Genomic DNA, 20548 nt, shown 5'->3' with positions numbered 1-20548 from the left:
GCAGCGAGCGTCCGCGAAGGCGGTCAGCCTCCCTGTGCCGCCGCCGATTCCGCCAGCCATCGCTCGACGATCGCGGCGTCCGGGTCGCCGATTTCGTGGCCCGAGGGAACGATCCGGGCGTCGATCTCGCTCCCGTGCCGGCTGAGCAATGTCACCAGGTGCGGCGTGAAAGGCCCGTAGGTCTCGTCCGCCGCCCCGGCAATGATCAGCGTCCGTGTGCCCATGAGGTCCGTTGAAGGCACCTTGTCGAGCACCGGCATTGGCCTCAGCAGCGCCGCGCTCCGGACAATGCCGGGATGGAGCAGCATCAGGCTCGAAACCAGATTGGCGCCGTTCGAATAGCCAAGGAATGTCGCGTGGGCGAGATCGAGCCCATGGCGCGCGGCGACTTCGCTTGCGAATGCCGCGAAGGCGGCGGTTTCGACACGGATGCTTTGCTGGCCGAAGCGCGTCGGCGTGATTCGCTCGAACCAGCGAAAACCGTCCTCCTGCGGGATGCGGCCCCGTACCGCGATCAGGGGGGCGTCGGGCGCGATGCGCCTCGCCAGCGGCACCATGCTTGTCTCGTCGACACCCGATCCATGCAGCAGGAACAGGCACGCGCGGCCGCTTTTGCCGGCGCCGAGGAGGCGATAGGGAAAGGCTAGATCCAGCATCGGAGGGCCATTTTCGACACTGGCGCCAGTCATACCGCATCCCGTTGATTATATGAGGTTTCGCTCAATTTGCCGGCTTCAAAACGCAATATTTTCATGCTCCGCGAAAGTTGATTGAACCAGGCTCATTCCGGCCCGTTTCTGCGCCGATACACTCCCTGTGGGAGGAATCGAAGCGGTGCGTCGGGGGTCGCATTGCTGGACATGAACAACCAGCTTTGAGGCCTTTTGTCGATGACTACCCCTGTTTCGCCAGATCGCGATTTGCGTATCTTGGAACGCGACACGCGTATCGATGTATTGCGCGCGCTGGCACTGCTCACCATCTTCGTCGACCATGTGCCGGGCACGGCTTTCGAGACCCTGACCTACAAGAATTTCGGGTTTTCGGACGCGGCCGAGGCGTTCGTGCTGATATCAGGCATTTCGGTCGCACTCGCCTACGGCACAAAGTTCCGGCCGGGTGGCCGGCTTCTGGCGACCTTGAAAATGTGGCGGCGGGCCGGCGTGCTCTACGTCGCCCACATCGTCACGACGATGGTGGTGATGGCCCTGTTCTGCGCCGTGGCGGTGTTTGCCAAGCGGCCGGAACTGCTGACGCTCATCAACATCGAGCCCTTGATGAAAAACACGCCGCAAGTGCTGGTCGGCATCGTCACGCTCGGCCATCAGCTCGGCTATAACAACATCCTGCCGGTCTATGCAGCGCTGCTTTTGATGGCGCCGGCGTTCGTCCTGTTCGTCAGCTCCAGGCCCGTCGCGGCGCTTGTCGTGTCCGGCACGCTATGGCTGGTTGCCGGAATTTGGGAGATCGCTCCGCCCAATTACCCCGAGCCCGGTTTCTGGTTCCTCAACCCGTTGTCCTGGCAGTTCCTGTTCAACATCGGCCTTGCCGCCATGCTGCATGTCAGGCGCGGCGGTGTCATTCCGGTCAACCGCTGGCTTGTCGGCGCGGCCGCGACCTATGTGCTGGCGGCTCTGGTGTGGGTGCATAGCCCGCTCTGGGGACAGATAACGTGGTTCAACCTGCCGGTGGTGATCGGCGGCTTCGACAAGACCTTCCTGTCGTTGCCGCGGCTGTTGCACATCCTGGCGGTCAGCTACCTCGTCGTCGCCCTGCCGACGGTGTCAAACCTGTTCCGCACCAGCCCCGACCATCCGCTGGCCATACTGGGCAAAAGATCGCTGCCGGTCTTCATCGCCGGCACGGTGATCGCCATGGTCGCGCAGGTGATGAAGCTGATCAATCCGGGCGGGCTCGTCTATGACAGCCTGCTGATATCGGCCGGCATCGCCATGCAGTTCGCGCTCGCCTTCTATCTCGAATGGCTGTCGACCATCGGCGGTTCGGGCAAGGCCCGCACGGCCCAAACGGTTCCCGCGCCGGTTCGTGCGCCTTTGGGGACTGCCATGGCAAGAGCCAATCGGTAGGCGGTTCGGCCGTGCGGTTCAGCCGCGTGGCGAAGCCGTCGAGGCTCGCACGATCAGTTCGACCGGCAGTTGATGCCGGCTGACCGGCCCGTCGCTCTCCAGGATCGCCCTGACGGCAAGGCGGCCCATCTCGGCAATCGGCTGGGCGATCGTGGTCAATGGCGGCTGGGACACCGCTGCTTCCGGAACACCGTCGAAGCCGACGATGGAAACGTCGTCAGGCACGCTCAGCCCGCGTGCGCTCAGCCATTCGAGCGCCACCAGGGCTATTCTGTCCGACATGGCCAGAATGGCGGTGGGCGGCGTGTCGGAGGCGAAGATGGTCTCGAGCCCCGCCTTCGTGCTCGCCACGTCGTTGGCGGTCTCGTAGACAGGCACTTTGGTTATGTCGACGCCAACCCGCGAAAGCTCCCGGAGATAGCCGGTGAGGCGGTCGCGCGTTCCGGCATAGGTCGCCGCCCGAACCTGTTCGGCCGAAACAAGGCCCGTCCTGTTGTCGGCGAAGGGCAGGGCCATGACGGCGAAGCGGCGATGGCCGAGATCCGTGAGATGGCGGGCCGCCATGCCGGCGCCGGCGATGTTGTCGACACCGATGGCGGCGACCGAGCCGTCCTCGGAGTCGAGGTCGAGCGCGACGAAGGGCAGCTTGCGCTCACGTGCCAACTCCACCAGGCGCGAGCCACCTTCGATGCAAAAGACGATGAAGCCGTCGACCAGCGCGCTCTGGATGTTCCAGGCAAGCTGCTCGTTGTTGGCGGCCGAGACCAGGGAAATGCCGGCTCCGGTCGCATCGCAAGCTTGCGAGATGCCCGCCATCATGACGCGCGCAAACGGATCGTCGAAGAAATAGGAGAGGGGCTCGGCGGTGGCCACGCCAATGGCGTTGACCTTGCCGGCCCGCAGCAGCCTGCCCTTTGGATCGGGGCCGCCATAACCCATTGCCTCGGCCGCGGCGCGAACCCGTTCGCGGACTTCCTCGCGCACGATCTCGGGGCGGCTGAATACGTTGGACGCGGTGCCGTGCGAAACACCGGCGGCCTTGGCGATGTCGGCCAGCCGTACGGGTCGTCGATTGCCTGCGGTGAGTGACGCCATTTGTGCGTGCCTCCTGATATCCATGTAGCACGTTCTTCCGCCGCATCTAGTATTTTCGTTGGATCGATTCAAATTTTGCTTGACCTGCGCCGGTTTCGATCCTAGATTTGAATCGATCCAAGTGGCAGCTTGTTCTGCTGAATAGCCAAAAAGGGAGGAGCGCCATGCATCCCGTCAACTACCTGTTCGCCGACATCTACCGCAACGACTGGAATATCGGGTCAGCCACCAACAAGGCTAGGCATCGTGGTGAGACGGGCCCATGGGTTCGCGATCTTCGCTTCTTGGTGGCGCGCAAGCGGAGCTGATCAAACCGGCTTTTTCGCGCCCGACGATTGGATCGATTCAAAGACAAGGAGGATGAGTCATGCATCCCATCAAGCATCTGTTCGAAGATATCTACCGCAACTACTGGGGCATCGCACCGGCCACCGAGCTACCGGAAGCGCGACGGCGGGTGAAACCTGCTGTTGGCGGCCGTGCCCTTTGGGTCCGCCCGGAACGCCGCCGGGATTGACCTCAAGCAATCATTTCAGGGTCGTGGACGTGCCACGGCCGAGATCGCTATCGCCAGCCAGCCTGCAATGAGCAGGGTGCCGCCGATCGGCGCCGACATCGGAAACAGCCTTGAGCCCCAGAAATCGCGGGCGAGAAGATCGCCCGCGAAGAGGAGCAGCCCGGCGAGCAGAACGAGGCTGGCGATGCGCAGCCAGCGGTTCGCGCCGATAAGGCCGATGGCGAGGAAGACCGGCGCATGCATCAGCAGGAACGACGCGGCGGTGCCGGTAAAGGCGCCGCCGCGGTGGGCGGCGGCCGCCGAAAGCGCCACCCCCGCCGCGCCGACGAGGCCGCCGGCAAGCACGAGGAGGCGGCTGCCGTTTGGATCGGGGTTCATGGCCGGCGTGCTCCTTCTTTCTTCAGCAAGCGTCAGGGCTTGCGCGCTTCCAGCGCCATATGCCGCGTCCGCCGCGACTGGACGATCCAGTTGTAGGCCGCCCCGAGCGCCATCAGCACCGACGTGCCGAGAAACACCGCCGGCATGCCGAAATGGCCGCCCACAAAACCGCCGGCCAGTGGCCCCGCGACCTGTCCGACATACTGCGCCGAGATCGCCAGGCCAAGCACGTTGCCGCCAACGCCGTCGGGGATGTTGTGCCTGATGACACTGGTGATGCAGGGCAGGAGGCCGCCCAGCGCCAGGCCCATCAGGAAACGCAGGCCGATAAGCTGCCAGCTGTTGGTGACAAAAGCCTGCGGGATAAGCAGCAGCGCCGAAACCGCCAGTGCTCCCACGACAACGTTCCAGTGCCCGATCCGGTCCGCGAGCTTGCCGAGCCAGGACGCCGAGAGGATGGTGCCCAGCGCGGCGGCCGACATCACAACGCCGGCGACGAGCGTCACCCTGCTCTGGTCCTCGATGAGCTGCTGCACATAGACGGTGATGATCGGCTCGATCGACATTGTGGCGAAGGCGAGCAGCATGCCGGTGGTCAGCATGGCCACGACCGGGCGCTTGTCCGGGATCTGCGACCAGCCGCTTTTCGGCTTTGCCGCCGACACCGGTTTGGCTGGCTTCGGACGCGGGCTCTCCTTGATGAGGAAGGTCGTTGCCAGGAAGGCGAGGAAGATCACACCGCCTGACAAGAGGAAGGTGGCGCGAATGCCGATCACCGGCGGCAGCACGCCGCCCAACAGGGGACCGACCAGCGAGCCCGCCGTAATGCCCGCCGACAGCACGCCAAGCGCCCAGCCGGAACGCTCCTTCGGCGTCTGCATGGCCACCAGTATGGTTGAACCGGAGGAATAGCCGCCCGCGAAGCCGATCAGCAGGCGCAGCAGAACCAGTTGCCAGACCGTCTCGACCATGCCCGTCAGCGACATGCAGATCGCCATGCCGAAGGAGGCGCGCACCAGCATCACCTTGCGCCCGTAGCGGTCACCCAGGCGCCCCCATAGCGGCGCTACTGTGGCCGCGGCGAAGAAGGTGGCGCCATAAGCGACGCCGGACCACTGCACGATTGCCGCGTGGCCCAGTGCGCCGAGCTGTTCGACATAGAGCGGCAGGAATGGCAACAGCAGGGTCATGGCGATGAGCGTGCTGAACGAGCCCGCGAAACAGACCGCGAGATTGCGCCGCCAGTGAATGTTGTAGCCGCTTTGCTGCGTGTCTTCCTGCGTCATGCCCTGCCTGCCCGGTATCAGCGCTTGTTGCGGATACCATTTTGGGATACCAAATTGGTCTCCGTCATGAACTTCACGCCGGCCGCTGTCAATCCGGCTTCGGAAAGGGCGCGCGATGTCGCAGATGCAGAATGTCGAACGGCAGCTTCGCGAGATGATCCTGGCGCTCGAGATCGGGCCGGGAGAGCGGCTGACCGAACGCTGGATCGAAAGCCAATTCGGCGCCTCGCGCACGCCTGTCAGGGCGGCGCTGCTGCGGCTGGAGACCGAGGGGCTGGTCGGCAGGGACGGGCGCGGCTGGACCGTTTCGCCCATCAATCTGGCCGAACTCGAGCAGGTCGCGGTCTATCGCGAGGCGGTCGAGATCGCGGCATTGCGGCTGACGTGCGGGCAAGCCGACAAGAGCGCCATCGATGTCATCGAGGCGATGCTCGATTCCTGCGACGAAAATACGCCGCGCGAGGAGTGGCATCGTGTCGGCATGGATTTTCACATCGAGCTGGCGCGGCTCTCCGGCAACGAATTCCTGTTCCGGGCGGTTCGTGACGCGATGACGCGTCTGTCGCGCGCCCGCTGGCTGGAAGTGCGTGACGAGACGGCCCTTGGCCGTGCCTGGGTCGAACATCGCGCCATTCTTGCCGCGACACGCCTCGGTCGGGCTGATGAAGCCGCGCGGCTGCTGTCGGCCCACATCGTCGGCAGCCGTGACCGGCTGGTGACGTCGCTTGCCAACGACCGACGTGGCCTTCGCGCCAGGGGATTTGCCGTCGTCGCCGCTTAATGCGGTCCATGCGCTGCGGCGCGCTGGCCGGAAAAACAGACGGGTCTGACGTGAAGCGCACTTTCGGCCTCGCTTCAAGGAAGCCGATGGCGTAAGAGCGGCGATGGAAAACAACCGGTTTGAAACACCTGTGACCGTCAAATCCGTCACGGCGGGAAGCACTCAGCTCTTGCGTTCGGCAAGGGAGGCTTCCGATTACCTCCTCAACAACTGGCCCGGCAAGCGCAGCCCCAAGCATCGTGCGGCGCTGCAGGCCTGTCACGACGCGCTCGCCGGCGACAAGCCGGCGATGAATGCCAGGCGCGCTTTCATCGCCGCGGCGCGGGAAGTGGATGTCTTCATCAGCGACAAGGCGCCAGCCTGATATTAGCTCGCGGTTTGGGCTGACAATTGGATTTGAGGCTCGGCCCGCATTAGCGGGCCGGATGCCGTTAATCCTTCGTTTCGGTCTCAGTCTCGGTTTCAGGCTTCGTACGTTCGCGCGCGGCAACCTTGGCCGCCAGCTTTTCAGCCTTCTTGGCCGCTTTCTGGCGGTCGCGCTCCTTGCGTTCCTGATCGTAGTTTGGTGCTCGCGCCATGTCGGCTCCTTTTTGTGACTGCCTTGCGGCCCTGAGCCTGCCTAGGAGCATTAGCCGTCAAACACAACAGCCGAAGCGATAATGCGTGGCTGCTGGCATCGAAGAGATGCGGGCGCTTGCCAGATCGGCGCCACAATGATGTAGGACATGCGGGCGCCATGGATTGAGAACCGCCCGTTTGTTTTGATCAAGTGACCGATGGCCACAATTTCGCGGACCGCAGCAAGAGTTTTCTATTATGCGAGAAACGTCGCGCGCGATGTCGCTCCGCAAGCGTTGTTTCGTGCCCGGCTGGCTGGCCGTCTCGAAAGGGCCAGGCTTTCCGGTGAGGCGGCGCGCCGCAGGCTGAATTACTACAACAAGTTGCAGGATGGTTTCGCGCCAAGCGCCGATGCCATGCGCATCGGCAAACTGCCCTTCACGCCGACCATGTACTATTACGACCTGAAGGAGTTCGCCCGCTACTTCGATCCCGGCCTGCTCATCGACCTGGAATTCGGCGACGTCAGGAATGTCCCCAAGGTGCCTTCGATCGTCAAGGACCGGCCAATCTGTGCTGACGACAAGAACGCGATCATCATGAAACTCGACAAGTTTCGTCATTTCCAGATGCCGGCTGACGCGATGTCGTTCGCCGACAAGCTGCCGTCCGTTGTCTGGCGCGGTGATCTCAACAATCCGATCAGGACAAGATTTCTGAACGCTGTGCGCGACCTGCCGTTCTGCGACGCCGGTTCGCACAAGCCGAACGCACCGCCCGAATACGCCAGGCCTTTTCTCAGCATCAGCCAGCACCAGCGCTATCGCTACATCGTCTCGCTCGAGGGCAACGACGTGGCGACCAATCTCAAATGGATCATGAATTCGAAGTCGCTCTGCATGATGCCGCCGCCGACCTATGAGACATGGTTTGCGGAGCGGCAGCTCGAAGCCAACGTCCACTATGTGCCGCTCGCGGCGGATTTCTCGAACCTTGAGGACCACGTCGCCTATTTCGAGCGGAATCCGGCGGAGGCGGAGCGCATCATCGCGGCTGCGAACGCCTATTGCCGGACATTCGACGACGAACAGACCGAGCAGACGATCTCCCTGCTGGTGCTCTACAAATACTTCGTGCTGTCGGGCCAGATCAAACCGGATGCCGAGGTGTGGCGCTACATAACGGGCTAGTTGCGGCGCTCGGTCGAGGCCGCCAGCCGCATTCGGGCGCTATCGGAATGCGTGGCTGGATGGTAGGGCAATCATGCTGCGGGAACCATCCCGACCGTCATTTGTTTAACCGCGTTTATCTTTGATCAAAAGAATCCATGGCCACCCTCCAACGAACGACGGCAAAGGTCTTCTACTATGCGCGGAACGTCATGCGCGACATCGCGCCCCAGGCGATCTTCCGGAGGCGATTGGCCAGCCGCCTGCAACAGGCCAGGCTCTCGGACGAGGCCGTGCGCCGGCGACTGAATCACTACAACAAGCTGCAGGATGCTTTTACACCAGGCCCGAATGCGGTGCGCATCGACAAGATACCGTTTGAACCGAGCATGTACTATTACGACCTGAAGGAATTTGCCCGCTATTTCGATCGATCATTGCTCATCGACCTGAAGTTCGGCGATGTCATCGGCGTGCCCAAGCTGCCGACCCTCGTCAAGGACCGGCCGATCCGCGCCGACAACGGCAATGCCGTCGTCATGAAGTTCAACAAATTCCGCCACTTCCACATGCCCGTCGATACCGTCGCCTTCGCCGACAAGCGCCCTGCCGTGGTCTGGCGCGGCGACCTCAACAACCCAATCAGGACACGGTTCCTGGATGTCGCGCGCGACTTGCCGTTCTGCGATGCCGGTTCGCACAAGCGCAGCGCACCGGCTAAGTACAGCAAGCCTTTCCTCAGCATCAGCCAGCACCTGCGCTATCGCTACATCGTCTCGCTGGAGGGCAATGACGTGGCGACCAACCTCAAATGGATCATGAATTCCAACTCGCTCTGTCTGATGCCGCCGCCGACCTACGAAACATGGTTCGGCGAGAGCCAGCTCGAGGCCGGTATCCACTATGCGCCGCTTGACCCGGATTTTGCCGATCTCGGCGAAAAAGTGCGCTATTTTGAAGGGCACCCGGCCGCGGCGGAGCGCATCATCGCCGCAGCCAATGCCTATTGCCGCAAATTCTCCAATGAACGGGACGAGCATGCGATCTCCTTGCTCGTCCTCTACAAATATTTCGTGCTCGGCGGCCAGATCGAACCCGATCCCGAACTCTGGCGGTTTATCGGCGGCTAGCTCTTGCTCTCTGCCTGACGCTGATCAGATATCGCTGCGGTCGAGAACCAGATCGGCTGGGCCGAAGCGATCCTTCGCTGTCAGTTGCTGGTGCCAGTAGGGGTAGAGCAGAGCCGGCCGGCTGACCGCGTCGAGGCGCTGGCGTTCTTCGGTGCCGAGCTTCAGGGCCGCCGCCGCAAGGTTGTCCTTGAGCTGAACGTCATTGCGGGCACCGATCACCAGCGAGGAGACGGCAGGGCGTCCGAGCAGCCAGGCGAGCGCCACCTGCGCCGCCGAGACGCCACGATCCTTGCCGATCTCGACCAGCACATCGACAATCCGCCACAGCCGGTCCTCGTCGCGGATCGGCGGCTCGGACCAGCCGGCAAGCTGGCGAGCGGTCGGGCTGTCGCGGCGGTATTTGCCCGACAGCAGGCCGCCGGCGAGCGGGCTCCAGACCAAAACGCCCAGCCCTTGGTCGACCGAGATCGGCAAGAGCTCGTACTCGGCCTCGCGCGCTTCCAGCGTATAGTGGATCTGCTGGGTGACGAAGCGTTGCTGGTGACGGCTGTCGCTGATGGAAAGCGCCTTCATCACCTGCCAGCCGGAATAGTTGGAGCAGCCGATGTAGCGCACCTTGCCCTGGCTGACCAAACTGTCGAGCGCGGCAACGGTCTCCTCGAGCGGAGTGAGGCCGTCCCATTGGTGGACGAAATAGATGTCGATGACATCGGTCTTCAAGCGCTTCAGGCTGCTCTCGCATTCACGGATCAGATGATGGCGCGACAGGCCCTCGTCGTTCGGGCCCTTGCCGATCCGCATCCGCGCCTTGGACGCGATCAGCACATCGTTCTTGCGCTTGCCGCCGAGAGCTTCGCCTATGATCTCTTCGGAGAGGCCGTTGGAATAGACATTGGCGGTGTCGATGAGGTTGATGCCGGCATCGATGCACATATCGATCATCCGCTTGGCTTCGGCGAGATCGCTGTTGCCGACCGCGGCGAAGGGCCCGGCGCCGCCGAATGTCATGGTGCCAAGCGTCAGTGTCGAAACCTTCAGGCCGGAACGGCCAAGGGTGCGGTATTCCATGTCAGATCCTCACGATTTTGTTGAAGAGGCGTGCCGGCAAGGCAGGCCTGGAAGGCGACCGCGCATTTGTAGGACAATTCGGCCGGCTTGTCGCCATGCGACGACGGTCGATCGATCGTACATTGCGGAATTTGCAACGCCGGCAATTGCGCCTGTGCTGCAATAAAACCGTCACCGCCGGCCTATATTGAAGTCGGCTCAGGTGTTTCCATTGGCCAGCAATTGGAGCGCCCAGTGGTAACCGACAGGGCTTGCAAGCGGAGCAGTTGATATGACCGAGCTGAAACAGAATTCCCCTGCCAAGGACTGGCTTGAAGCCGAGCTCGCCGACACGCTCGACGAGGACTATGAGCTCGAAATGTCGGAGCCGGCCCTCTCGATGGAGATCGCCAAGATCTACAAGAACTCGCATCCGCCTTCGATCGATCGCATGCAGTATTTTCGCGACCTGATCAGCCTCCAGTCCGAATTGATCAAGCTGCAATCCTGGGTCGCCTACCACAAGAAGAAACTGGTGGTGATATTCGAGGGCCGCGACTCCGCTGGCAAGGGCGGCGTCATCAAGCGCATCACACAGCGGCTCAATCCGCGTATCTGCCGCGTCGTGGCGCTTCCGGCTCCGACCGAACGCGAGAAGTCGCAATGGTATTTCCAGCGCTATGTCCCGCATTTGCCGGCAGGCGGCGAGATCGTTTTGCTCGACCGCTCCTGGTACAACCGCTCCGGCGTCGAACGGGTAATGGGTTTTGCCAGCCCCGAGCAGGTCGAGGAGTTCTTCCATGACGTGCCGGAGTTCGAGCGCATGCTGGTGCGCTCGGGCATCACCGTGGTCAAATATTGGTTCTCGATCACCGACGAGGAACAGCAAATGCGCTTCCTGATGCGGATCCACGACCCGATGAAACAGTGGAAGCTGTCGCCGATGGACCTGCAGTCGCGGGTGCGCTGGGAACACTACACCAAGGCCAAGGAGGAGACCTTCGCCCGCACCAACATTCCCGAGGCGCCCTGGTTCATCGTCGAGGGTAACGACAAGAAGCGCGCGCGGCTGAACTGCATCGACCATCTGCTCAAGCAGCTGCCGTATGAAGAGGTGCCGCACGAGGAGATCACGCTGCCGGAGCGCGTCTTCAACCCGGAATACGAGCGCCAGGTGCTGCCGCGCGAGCTTTACGTGCCGGAGAAGTATTGAGCGAGAGTTTGTCCTTCTCCCCGTCACTATACGGGGAGAAGGTGCCGGGCAGGCGGATGAGGGGCGGCGCTGGCTTTGACAATTGAGCCCGGATAAACCCCCGCGCGCGCTATCTTCTTCTGCTGACACATTGCCATCGGACATGCTCGACAGCGCAATCTTCTAGCGCTAGCGCCGCCCCTCATTGTCCTGCCGGACATTTCTCCCCGTATAGTGACGGGGAGAAATGGGCTTTCGTCGAGGGTTTCGCCACCTTACGCCCGCTTGATCACCACGTGCGTGGCCAGTGCCGTCGCCACCTGTTCGCCGCACTGGTAGCCCAGATTCAGCATGTCGAGGCCCGCAAAAAGGTTCTCGCCTCTGCCAAGCAGCACCGGCGAGATCGCCAGGTGCATCTCGTCGATCAGCTTTTCCTGCAGATACTGCCGGATGGTGGAGACGCCGCCGCCGACCCGCACATCCTTGCCTGACGCGGCCGCTTTGGCCTGTTCGAGAGCCGAATGGATGCCGTCGGTTACGAAATAAAAAGTCGTGCCGCCTTCCATCACGATGGGATCGCGCTTGTAATGCGTCAGCACGAAGGTCGGGACGTGATAGGGCGGATTGTCGCCCCACCAGCCCTTCCAGCTGTCGTCAGGCCACTCGCCCCGGATCGGCCCGAACATGTTGCGGCCGAGGATCCAGGCGCCGACATTCTCGAAGCTGCGCGCCGCAAAGTCTTCGTCAACGCCTGTCTCGCCGCCTTCCTGGCCAAACATCTTGCGGAAGGTGCGAGTGCTGAAAGCCCATTTGTGCAGGGCCGGTCCGCCGACACCGAGCGGATTTTCAAGGCTCTGATCGGGGCCGGCGCCATAGCCGTCAAGCGACAGGCTGAAAGCGTTGACGCGAAGTTTGGACATGAGAACCTCCTCCTTGAGAACCGGTTGTTTTTTGCAAGTGGTTTCTTCTAGCAAACTGATTTTGAATTGCAAGTGGTTTTTCGAGCCGGAAAAGGTATTTCCGATTGCCGCCAAGCTACGGCCGCCGCCTCATTGGCCGGTCGGTTGGCGCGCGACGATCTCAAGGGCCTCGCTGTGGCTGATCGTCAGTCTGCGGGCGGCAAGCGCCTCCCGCATGGCTTTCGCCATCGTCTTGGCATCGCGATAGGCAAGCATGTCCGTTTCCTCGGGTCACGGCAAAGCCTTCGTCAGTGCCCGCATTGCCGACACCTTCGCCCGACGGTGAAACGGGTCAGGAAGCATCCTCAGGAAGCGTTCGCCATACCTCTTGGCCGAGGGTGCGGGCTGTCGGCCGCTTCCATCATAGTTGCAGCCGCCAGTTTTTGTCAGCGGGTTTTCGATAGAACCGCCGACCAGTCGAAAGAGTGGTGACATCTACTGAAGTGCCTTGCCCGGCAAGTCGGGCTACCCCTTCAGCATCACAGCCACTTCGGGTGCGAAATAGGTCAGGATGCCGTCGCAGCCGGCGCGCTTGAAGGCGAGCAACGATTCCAGCATCGCCTTCTCTCCATCGATCCAGCCATTGGAATCAGCCGCCTTGATCATCGAATATTCGCCCGAGACCTGGTAGGCGAAGGTCGGCATCTGGAATTCGTCCTTCAGCCGGCGGATGATGTCGAGATAGGGCAGGCCGGGCTTGACCATCAGCATGTCTGCGCCCTCGGCGAGGTCCTGTTCGGCCTCGCGCACCGCCTCGTCCGAATTGGCGTGGTCGATGTAATAGGTCTTCTTGTCGCCCTTGAGCAGACCGGCGGTGCCGACCGCCTCGCGATAGGGGCCGTAGAAGGCCGACGCGAATTTTGTGGCGTAGGACATGATCGCCACGTCCTGGAAACCGTTGGCGTCGAGCGCGTCGCGGATGGCGCCGATGCGGCCGTCCATCATGTCGGACGGCGCGATGATGTCGGCGCCGGCCGCCGCCTGGATGACGGCCGCCGCGGCGACCTGTTCGACCGTCTCGTCATTGACGATGATGCCGTCGCGCAGGATGCCGTCATGGCCATGGCTGGTGAACGGGTCGAGTGCGGCGTCGGTGATGATGCCGATCTCGGGTACCGCGTCCTTGATGGCGCGTGTGGCGCGGTTGATGATATTTTCCGGGTCGAGGATGTGGGAACCCGTCTGGTCGCGCAGGCCGAGATCGACGTTGGGGAAGGTGGCAAGGGCCGGGATGCCGAGCTTGGCCGCCCGTTCGGCCTCCTTGACGGCAAGGTCGACCGAAAGCCGGAAGACGCCGGGCATGGCGGCAATCGGCTCTCGGACATTCCTGCCCTCGACGACGAAGATCGGCCAGATCAGGTCGTCGACCGAAAGCCTGTTCTCCTGCACGAGCCGGCGCGACCAGTCGGCCTTGCGCATGCGGCGCAGGCGGCGGCTGCCGGTGACATCGTCGACGCTGCGCGCGCCGGCAGCTTTTGCTGGGGTGAATTTGTTCATGGCCAAAACTCCGGATCGGTGGCTTTTACCACGAGCCCTTGGTGCTGACCAATGCGACACGTTTGTGCCAGTGCCGAAAGCTGCCTGTAGCGCTGTCCACCACGCCTATTGGTTCAGGGCTGCCCGTTGCCCGAAAGGATCTGTGCCGCGCCTCCGATTGCCACGCGGAACGCCTCGTCGAAGCTGACACCGCGCACCTGCCAACGATAGGTCTTGCCGTGATCGGCCAGTCGCCAATCGGCGATCCAGCCCAGTTCCTCGTCGCTCCATACGATGCTGCCGGCGAGCGCTCGGTCGCCTCCGGCTTGCTTGGCCACTCGATCCAGCCTTGCCATGTCCGTCGCGCGCAGCGCTTCTTCGCCCAAGCCGGCAAGTTGCGCGGCCTTGGGAAACGCGACATGCATCAGCATCGGCCCGCTGGCATTGACGAAGGATTCGCGCATCGTCTCGCCACGCCCTTCCTCGGCGCTCAGCATGAAATGCCGCGCGCCTTGTTCGGTCGTGAGGAAGACGGTGAGTGTCGGCCGCTCGCCAAGCCAGGGCCTGCTGCCGAGCGACGCCAGCAGCCTGTCGATCACATCAGGCTTGTAGAAGCAGGTGAGATCGTGCGGCCGGTCATGCGTCCCTTGCTCGTCATGGATCGGAATGCCCTCCATCCGGTCATGGTAGCGGAACGAGTCGACAAAGCTGCCGGCCTTGTCGCGCAGCGCGTCCATTTCGCGTCTGGCAAGCAGCCGCTGATCGCCCGAAACACGGACGAGCACCTTGTCGAGGCAGGTCCTGAAGCCGAGCTGACGATTTTCTTCACCCTGGCCGGTGACAATGGTCTGCGAGTGGTAAAGGTCGCCAAGGTCGGCTGCCCCCGCGGGGACATTGGTTGCCCACAAAAACGGCAGGCAACTCAGAACAAAGGCAAAGCGCAAAAATTGCGGCATGGCTAACTATCCTGCTCTCGGCCTGTCGTACCGGCCACCAATGTCTAGCATCGGCGACCGCTAGCCGCCAAGATCGAGGCGGCCAGGCTGCAGCCATTGACGCACCCATGTGCCGCCTTTAGCACTTCAGTCCCGCAGGCGCGGGAACAAGGATTCTCTGGCGATGGATTTTGGTGGAGGCGACGAAATTCGCTTCGAAAGGTTGGGCAGGGCCGGGGTCGTCACGCTGACGCGGCCGCAGGCGCTCAACGCCGTCACCCATCGCATGATCAAGGCGCTGGGCAAGGCCCTGCGGTCTTGGGAGCGCGACGAGGGTGTGGATGTCCTCGTGGTCAAGGCCGAGGGCAGGGCGTTTTCGGCCGGGGGCGACATCCTGCACATCTACGAAGCCGGCCGGGCTGGAAACCCACCGGTCGAATTTTTCGCCGACGAGTATCGCCTCAACGCCTACATCGCGCGTTTCAAGAAGCCCTATGTGGCGCTCATCGACGGTATCGTGATGGGCGGCGGGGTCGGCATTTCCTTCCACGGTTCGCACCGGGTGATGACCGAGAATGCCCAGTTCGCCATGCCGGAGGTCGGCATCGGCTTTTTCCCGGATGTCGGCGCCAGTCATCTGCTGCCCGACCTTGGCGGTTCCTTCGGCATGTACCTGGCGCTGACCGGGAACCGCATTCGTTATGGCGATGCGCTGTGGTCTGGGCTGGCCACCCACACCATCAAGGCTGAAGACCAGACAAGCTTCCTCGATCGGCTGGCGCTGACGGGCGATCCGGAATCGGTGCTGCGCGGTTTCTTTGTTCCGGCAAAGCGGGAGACCGACAGGCCGATCCTGGAGGCGATCTCCCGCCATTTCGCCCAACCGTCGCTGCCGGATCTGATCGACAGCCTGGACCGCGCGGGCAATGACGAATTCGCCACCGGGACGCTGGCAACGATCCGCAGGCGCTCGCCGACCAGCCTTCGCGTCGCCTGGCGACAGATCAGCGCCGGGCAGACATTGTCGATGGACGACTGCATGAGGATGGAGTTCCGCATCCTGAACCGGATGCTGGCCGGCCACGATTTCTACGAAGGCATCCGCGCCGCCATCATCGACAAGGGCTCGAAGCCGCAATGGCGGCCGGCAGCGATCGATGCGGTTAGCGAGGCGGATGTCGAGGCCTATTTTGCCCCGCTCGGCGATCGGGAGCTCGAGTTGTGAGCGAAGTGACATCGAGACGCGTCATCCTGCAGCCCTCGACGGTCGAGGTGATCTTCGCCTGGTTCCAGCGCGTCATCGCGGGCTACTGCCTGCTGTTCGGCATCCTCTACTGGATCAAGCTGATCGGCTTCTATCCGGGCTCGCTGTGGCGGTTCGACCTTATGCCGGTGCATTGGCAGGTGGCGGCGGTGATGCTCGCCGTGTTCTTTCCCTTCGCTGCGGCGGGGTTGTGGATGCTGGCGTCCTGGGGTCCGGTGATCTGGTTCATCTGCGCGGTCACGGAGACGGTCATGTATGCCGGCTTTCCCGAGCTTTTCGGCCATCGTCTGCTGATTATCGTCTCGCATGCCTGCGTGGCGCTGCTCTATATCGTCTTTCGCGTCGTCATCTACCTGCAGAAACGACCGGCACGGCACTAACGCATGTCGCCCCGAAGTGTCCTCGGTTGCGGGACAACGACATGCATAAAATCAGAAGCCTGCGGCAGGTCGGGCGAATCCTATTCGCCGCGACATGCCGCAAGCCCTTGTACGCGTTGACGACCTGGCGACCGCCTGAATCCGGCGCGGCGATCATTGCCTAAATCTTTAGGTTAATCATCCTTGCTCGGGTGACCGTTCGTTAAGCGTCTTGCGAAACCTCTTACCGGTAAGCTCTTGTTAGCCCTAGCGTTTAAGTCGAATTTTATGAGTATTCGATAGTGTCGCGATCAAGGTGAAAAACAAAAAATCACCAAGGCGACAAACGAGAGGCAAAGACAATGATCAATTCGCGTCCGGCGGCGAAGACCGCCAACGTTTCCGACGATCGCCGCGAGGCTATCCGTTCCCTGTACATGGAATCGCTGCAGCTGGTCGAGCGCCTGCACCGCCGTCTGCTTGATGTCATCAAGGACGAATTCGACCGCAACGGCCGCTCCGACATCAACGCCATCCAGGCGCTGCTGCTCTTCAACATCGGCAATTCCGAGCTGACCGCCGGCGAACTGCGCTCGCGTGGCTATTATCTCGGCTCGAACGTCTCCTACAATCTGAAGAAGCTGGTCGATCTCGGCTTCATCAACCACCAGCGCTCGCGCATCGACCGCCGTTCGGTCCGCGTCTCGCTGACGCCGAAAGGCAATGAAGTGGCAGACGTGGTTGCCGGTCTCTATGAGCGCCATGTCGGCTCGATCGAACAGGTCGGCGGCATCAACACCGACGAGTTCAAGCAGATGAACCGCGCTTTGCAGCGGCTCGACCGCTTCTGGAACGACACGATTGCCTACCGGATGTAAGAGCATCCAGGAAACGGAGCCGCGCCGCAGAAGCGTGGCCGAAACAGCGACCTTCAGTCAGGGCCGGTGCCGAAAAGCACCGGTCTTTTCTTTCTTGCGTCCGGCCAAAGCAAATTACGGGCCAAGGCCACGTTGCCGCCATATTCCAATGGAACCGAGAGCGGCAGTGATGCTGTGGTGAAGACCATGCGTCCACCCGCAACCGTGTCGCGCCCCTTGCCTTGGTCGCCAATGTGATACGGACCATGGTTGGCTAATTGTTAAGATTGCCGATTTTAGAGTGCGGGCGAGATCGCGCGATGGTTGACGCAGCAAGTGATCGAACCGCTACAAGAATGTCTGGAACGTCCATGAGAACCAGCCGCCGCTTTTTCCTTTCCGGAGCCTCCGCGCTCGCCGCCGCCGTGGTGGCTGGGCGTGCGAATGCGCAGGATGTGATCGGGGATATCCTGAAATCCTCGGCCCGCGGCAACTGGGACGATCAGTTCGATGCCCGCGCCAGCGAAGGCGGCAAGGTGGCCTCGACGCTGCCCATCTTCAGTCCCCAGACTGTCGCCTTCACCGAGCAGGCGGTCGCGCAGTATCAGAACATTGTCGGGCAGGGCGGTTGGACGGACGTTCCCGCGACCAAGAAGCTGCAACTCGGCGTCGACGATCCGGACGTGGTGCCGCTGCGCAAGCGCCTGATGGTTGCGGGCGACCTGTCGCAGAGCGCCGGCATTTCGACAGCGTTCGATTCCTATGTTGACTCGGCGGTCAAGCGTTTCCAGTTGCGCCACGGCCTGCCGGCTGACGGTTCGATGGGCAAATACACCTACGCCGCGATGAACGTTTCGGCGCAGATCCGGCTCGGCCAGTTGCAGACCAATCTGCAGCGGCTGAAGGAAAAGGCCGGCACGCTGGGCAGCCGTTACGTGTTGGTCGACATTCCGGCGGCGCAGATCGAAGCGGTCGAGAACGACCGCGTCGTGCTTCGCCACACCGCGATCGTCGGCAAGATCGATCGCCAGACGCCGATCGTCAATTCCAAGATCAACGAGATCATCGTCAATCCGTACTGGAACGCCCCGGTCTCGATTGTGCGCAAGGACATCATTCCGCTGATGCGGAAGGATCCCGATTATCTCAAGAACAGCCATATCCGCCTGTTCGCGCCCGATGGCAGCGAAGTCGATCCGATGAATGTGGACTGGTCGACGGACGATGCCGCCAAGTACCGTTTCCGCCAGGATCCCGGTTCCGAAAACGCCATGGCGTCGGTCAAGATCAATTTCCCGAGCCCGGACGGCGTCTACATGCACGACACGCCGCAGCAGAGCCTGTTCGGCAAGATGATGCGCTTCGATTCCTCGGGCTGCGTGCGTGTCCAGAACGTGCGCGATCTCGTCACCTGGATCCTTCGCGACACGCCCGGCTGGGATCGCCAGCATTTCGAGGCGGCCATCAAGACCGGCCAGAACACGCCGATCCAGGTCACCAACCCGGTGCCGGTGCATTTCCTCTATCTCTCGGCCTGGTCGACAGGACCCGGCGTCGTCCAGTTCCGCGACGACGTCTATGCGCTCGACGGCAACAGCGAGCTGCAGATCACGTCTTCGCTGTAACAAGCTGATTTTTTAAAAAAAGCCGCTCTCAGGGCGGCTTTTTTGTTGCGGACGCCGTCAGATCCACTCATTCGGCCGGCTGGACGAAGGTCAGGCGATTGGCGATGGTCGGCAAACAGCCGGGATCGTGCCATGGACGTCGCCATCTTCATTCTCGTCGTGCTCATCTTCGTTGCGCTGTCGGGCGCGCTCGTCCGGCTGGTTCGGGTGCCGCTGCCGGTGCTGCAGATTGCCATCGGCGCGGCCCTTGCTTGGCCTGCCAAGGGCCTGCATGTGGAGATCGATCCGGAGCTTTTCCTGCTGGTCTTCATCCCGCCGCTCCTGTTCGGCGACGCCTTCGCGGCGCCCAAGCGCGAACTCGTCGCCTTGCGCGGACCCATACTCGATCTCGCCGTCGGGCTCGTCTTCTTCACCATTGTCGGCTTCGGCTATGCCTTGCATTGGCTGGTGCCGAGCATTCCGCTCGTCGTCGCATTCGCGCTGGCTGCCGTGCTGTCGCCGACCGACGCCGTGGCGGTGTCCGCGATCGTCGACAGGAATGTGGTTCCGTCCCGGTTGATGCACATATTGGAGGGCGAGTCGCTGCTCAACGACGCGTCGGGCCTGGTCATGTTCCGCTTTGCGGTGGCGGCGGCATTGACCGGCAGCTTCTCCTTCGCGGGAGCCTCGCTCAGCTTCCTCTACGCCGTCGCCGCCGGCATCCTGGCCGGTGTCGCGGCGCTGTTTATCGCCGCCAAGGCGCTGCAGCTGCTCAACCGCATCGGCGGCGTGCCGGCCGAGGCGCAGGTTCTCGTCATGATCCTGCTGCCTTTCGTAGCCTATCTCGGCGCCGAGCATGTCGGCGCCTCGGGCATCCTGGCGGCGGTCACCGCCGGCCTGCTGACTGGGGTTTCCGGCATGTACCGCTTCCTCGGTGTGTCGGCGCGCATGCAGACCCTGTCGCTTTGGGCGACGCTCACCTTCGTCTTCAATGGCGCTCTGTTCATCCTGCTCGGCCTGCAGCTTCCCGACATCATCCGCAAGGTCCCACCGGAACTGTCCAGCCGTCATTGGCTGATCGAGCCGGTGGCGACGGTGCTGATCCTGACGCTCTGCCTGATCGGACTGCGCTTCCTGTGGATCTGGGTCGGCGACATCGCCCAGGCGATCGCGGCACGCATCGGCAAACGCGAGTCCGAGCCGTTCGGATTTCGCGTCCGGCTTGCCGGCTCCGTGGCCGGCGTGCGCGGCGCCATCACATTGGCGGGCATCCTGTCATTGCCGCTCGCTTTGCAGGACGGCTCTCCCTTTCCGGCACGCGATGTGGTGATCTTCCTTGCCGCCGGCGTCATCATCTGCTCGCTTCTGATCGCCAGCCTTGCCTTGCCCAGGGTCGCGCGGGGGCTGGTCGAGCCGGGCCAGGATCCGGCGGCGGCGGAAGAGCGCCGTGCGCGCGTCGGCGCCGCCAATGCGGCGATCGCCAGGATCGAGAGCATCGCCAATGAGGCGGGCGAGGGCGAAGCGGTCCAGGCTCGGCTGGCCGTCGCCGACAGCATCGTGGCAGGTTATCGTAGACGCATCGCGGCTTCGGACGAAGCCGACGAGGCCCGTGCCGAGGCTCGCGAGGCCGGCAGGCTGGAACTGGAACTCAGGGCGGCCGGCATCGAAGCCGAGCGCTCCGCGCTGCGCGCCATGTTCCGCAGCCAGGAGATCAACGATCACACGATGCGCGCGCTGTTTTCTGAAATCACCTTGACCGAGGCCTTGTTGAAGCAGCGGCGGGACAGGAAATAGCGATCCGCCGCGATCCGTTGGCGCAAACCGGCCAGCAAATTTCGCGCTGCAAACGTGGCG

Annotated in this window: 22 protein-coding genes and 1 pseudogene; 13 read left to right on the top strand and 10 right to left on the bottom strand. The window is 62.6% G+C overall.

Features of this window, described 5'->3' with window-relative positions:
• Positions 1–23 precede the first annotated feature (23 nt).
• Entirely contained in the window at positions 24–689 is a 666-nt protein-coding gene (locus tag LB554_RS03040) for an alpha/beta hydrolase (protein ID WP_224583074.1), read from the bottom strand.
• 201 nt (positions 690–890) lie between these two features.
• Between LB554_RS03040 and LB554_RS03035 the strand changes: the two genes are divergently transcribed.
• Entirely contained in the window at positions 891–2087 is a 1197-nt protein-coding gene (locus LB554_RS03035) for an OpgC family protein (RefSeq protein ID WP_140823675.1), read from the top strand.
• 18 nt (positions 2088–2105) lie between these two features.
• Here LB554_RS03035 and LB554_RS03030 read toward each other — a convergent pair whose 3' ends face one another.
• Entirely contained in the window at positions 2106–3182 is a 1077-nt protein-coding gene (locus tag LB554_RS03030) for a substrate-binding domain-containing protein (protein WP_224583072.1), read from the bottom strand.
• Positions 3183–3346: 164 nt separating this feature from the next.
• On the opposite strand from LB554_RS03030, the gene LB554_RS03025 reads away from it, so the two are divergent.
• Both LB554_RS03025 and LB554_RS03020 read left to right on the top strand, forming a co-directional pair.
• The gene (locus LB554_RS03025; RefSeq protein ID WP_015318269.1) at positions 3347–3490 is read left to right on the top strand and encodes a hypothetical protein; all 144 of its coding nucleotides are present in this window, start codon (positions 3347–3349) and stop codon (positions 3488–3490) included.
• Between the two features lie 59 nt (positions 3491–3549).
• Positions 3550–3699, top strand: a complete 150-nt coding sequence (locus tag LB554_RS03020; RefSeq protein WP_224583069.1) for a hypothetical protein — start codon at positions 3550–3552, stop codon at positions 3697–3699.
• Between the two features lie 15 nt (positions 3700–3714).
• On the opposite strand, the gene LB554_RS03015 is transcribed toward LB554_RS03020, so the two are convergent.
• Both LB554_RS03015 and LB554_RS03010 read right to left on the bottom strand, forming a co-directional pair.
• A complete protein-coding gene (locus tag LB554_RS03015; RefSeq protein WP_015318267.1) occupies positions 3715–4077 on the bottom strand; it encodes a DUF423 domain-containing protein in 363 nt (120 codons plus the stop codon).
• A gap of 32 nt (positions 4078–4109) precedes the next feature.
• A complete protein-coding gene (locus tag LB554_RS03010) occupies positions 4110–5363 on the bottom strand; it encodes an MFS transporter (protein ID WP_224583067.1) in 1254 nt (417 codons plus the stop codon).
• Between the two features lie 115 nt (positions 5364–5478).
• Here LB554_RS03010 and LB554_RS03005 point away from each other — a divergent pair, with 115 nt between their 5' ends.
• Together LB554_RS03005 and LB554_RS03000 are read left to right on the top strand one after the other, a co-directional pair.
• Positions 5479–6144, top strand: coding sequence for a GntR family transcriptional regulator (locus tag LB554_RS03005; RefSeq protein ID WP_224583065.1), 666 nt, complete (start codon positions 5479–5481; stop codon positions 6142–6144).
• A 130-nt stretch (positions 6145–6274) separates the two neighbouring features.
• Positions 6275–6508 (top strand): DUF982 domain-containing protein, encoded by a 234-nt coding sequence (locus LB554_RS03000; RefSeq protein WP_245262889.1) that lies wholly within the window; start codon positions 6275–6277, stop codon positions 6506–6508.
• Between the two features lie 67 nt (positions 6509–6575).
• Here LB554_RS03000 and LB554_RS02995 read toward each other — a convergent pair whose 3' ends face one another.
• A complete protein-coding gene (locus tag LB554_RS02995) occupies positions 6576–6722 on the bottom strand; it encodes a hypothetical protein (protein ID WP_015318263.1) in 147 nt (48 codons plus the stop codon).
• A gap of 198 nt (positions 6723–6920) precedes the next feature.
• On the opposite strand from LB554_RS02995, the gene LB554_RS02990 reads away from it, so the two are divergent.
• Positions 6921–7892, top strand: coding sequence for a glycosyl transferase family 90 (locus LB554_RS02990; protein WP_015318262.1), 972 nt, complete (start codon positions 6921–6923; stop codon positions 7890–7892).
• A gap of 137 nt (positions 7893–8029) precedes the next feature.
• On the top strand, positions 8030–9001 hold the full coding sequence (locus tag LB554_RS02985; RefSeq protein ID WP_224583064.1) for a glycosyl transferase family 90: 972 nt from the start codon (positions 8030–8032) through the stop codon (positions 8999–9001).
• A 24-nt stretch (positions 9002–9025) separates the two neighbouring features.
• Here LB554_RS02985 and LB554_RS02980 read toward each other — a convergent pair whose 3' ends face one another.
• Complete coding sequence (locus LB554_RS02980; RefSeq protein ID WP_140661935.1) at positions 9026–10069, bottom strand: aldo/keto reductase; 1044 nt, start codon at positions 10067–10069, stop codon at positions 9026–9028.
• A gap of 271 nt (positions 10070–10340) precedes the next feature.
• On the opposite strand from LB554_RS02980, the gene ppk2 reads away from it, so the two are divergent.
• Positions 10341–11261, top strand: coding sequence for a polyphosphate kinase 2 (gene ppk2 / locus LB554_RS02975; protein ID WP_015318259.1), 921 nt, complete (start codon positions 10341–10343; stop codon positions 11259–11261).
• Positions 11262–11515: 254 nt separating this feature from the next.
• Here the strand turns inward: ppk2 and LB554_RS02970 are convergent, their stop codons facing one another.
• The 4 genes and pseudogenes from LB554_RS02970 to LB554_RS02955 all read right to left on the bottom strand — a co-directional run bounded on the left by LB554_RS02970 (position 11516) and on the right by LB554_RS02955 (position 14631).
• Entirely contained in the window at positions 11516–12160 is a 645-nt protein-coding gene (locus LB554_RS02970) for a dihydrofolate reductase family protein (RefSeq protein WP_140720783.1), read from the bottom strand.
• Between the two features lie 144 nt (positions 12161–12304).
• A pseudogene (locus LB554_RS02965) lies at positions 12305–12415 on the bottom strand (glyoxalase superfamily protein); the annotation flags it as partial.
• Between the two features lie 249 nt (positions 12416–12664).
• The gene (gene hemB / locus LB554_RS02960) at positions 12665–13696 is read right to left on the bottom strand and encodes a porphobilinogen synthase (protein WP_140787649.1); all 1032 of its coding nucleotides are present in this window, start codon (positions 13694–13696) and stop codon (positions 12665–12667) included.
• Positions 13697–13809: 113 nt separating this feature from the next.
• Positions 13810–14631, bottom strand: a complete 822-nt coding sequence (locus LB554_RS02955) for a DUF2066 domain-containing protein (protein ID WP_224583062.1) — start codon at positions 14629–14631, stop codon at positions 13810–13812.
• Between the two features lie 163 nt (positions 14632–14794).
• Between LB554_RS02955 and LB554_RS02950 the strand changes: the two genes are divergently transcribed.
• The 5 genes from LB554_RS02950 (at position 14795) to LB554_RS02930 (ending at position 20488) form a co-directional block, all read left to right on the top strand.
• Positions 14795–15835 (top strand): enoyl-CoA hydratase/isomerase family protein, encoded by a 1041-nt coding sequence (locus tag LB554_RS02950; protein WP_224583059.1) that lies wholly within the window; start codon positions 14795–14797, stop codon positions 15833–15835.
• Complete coding sequence (locus tag LB554_RS02945; protein WP_015318253.1) at positions 15832–16254, top strand: DUF6163 family protein; 423 nt, start codon at positions 15832–15834, stop codon at positions 16252–16254. Before LB554_RS02950 ends, LB554_RS02945 begins: the two co-directional genes overlap by 4 nt.
• A 341-nt stretch (positions 16255–16595) precedes the next feature.
• Entirely contained in the window at positions 16596–17111 is a 516-nt protein-coding gene (ldtR, locus tag LB554_RS02940; RefSeq protein ID WP_013896002.1) for a transcriptional regulator LdtR, read from the top strand.
• A gap of 350 nt (positions 17112–17461) precedes the next feature.
• Positions 17462–18715, top strand: a complete 1254-nt coding sequence (locus tag LB554_RS02935; protein ID WP_140661940.1) for a murein L,D-transpeptidase — start codon at positions 17462–17464, stop codon at positions 18713–18715.
• 132 nt (positions 18716–18847) lie between these two features.
• Positions 18848–20488: a Na+/H+ antiporter gene (locus tag LB554_RS02930; RefSeq protein ID WP_224583057.1), complete on the top strand. Its 1641-nt coding sequence runs from the start codon at positions 18848–18850 to the stop codon at positions 20486–20488.
• Positions 20489–20548 lie beyond the last annotated feature (60 nt).

Source organism: Mesorhizobium sp. CO1-1-11, assembly GCF_020164995.1.
Lineage (GTDB): Bacteria > Pseudomonadota > Alphaproteobacteria > Rhizobiales > Rhizobiaceae > Mesorhizobium > Mesorhizobium australicum.
This window is presented reverse-complemented; position numbering and strand designations above follow the sequence as displayed.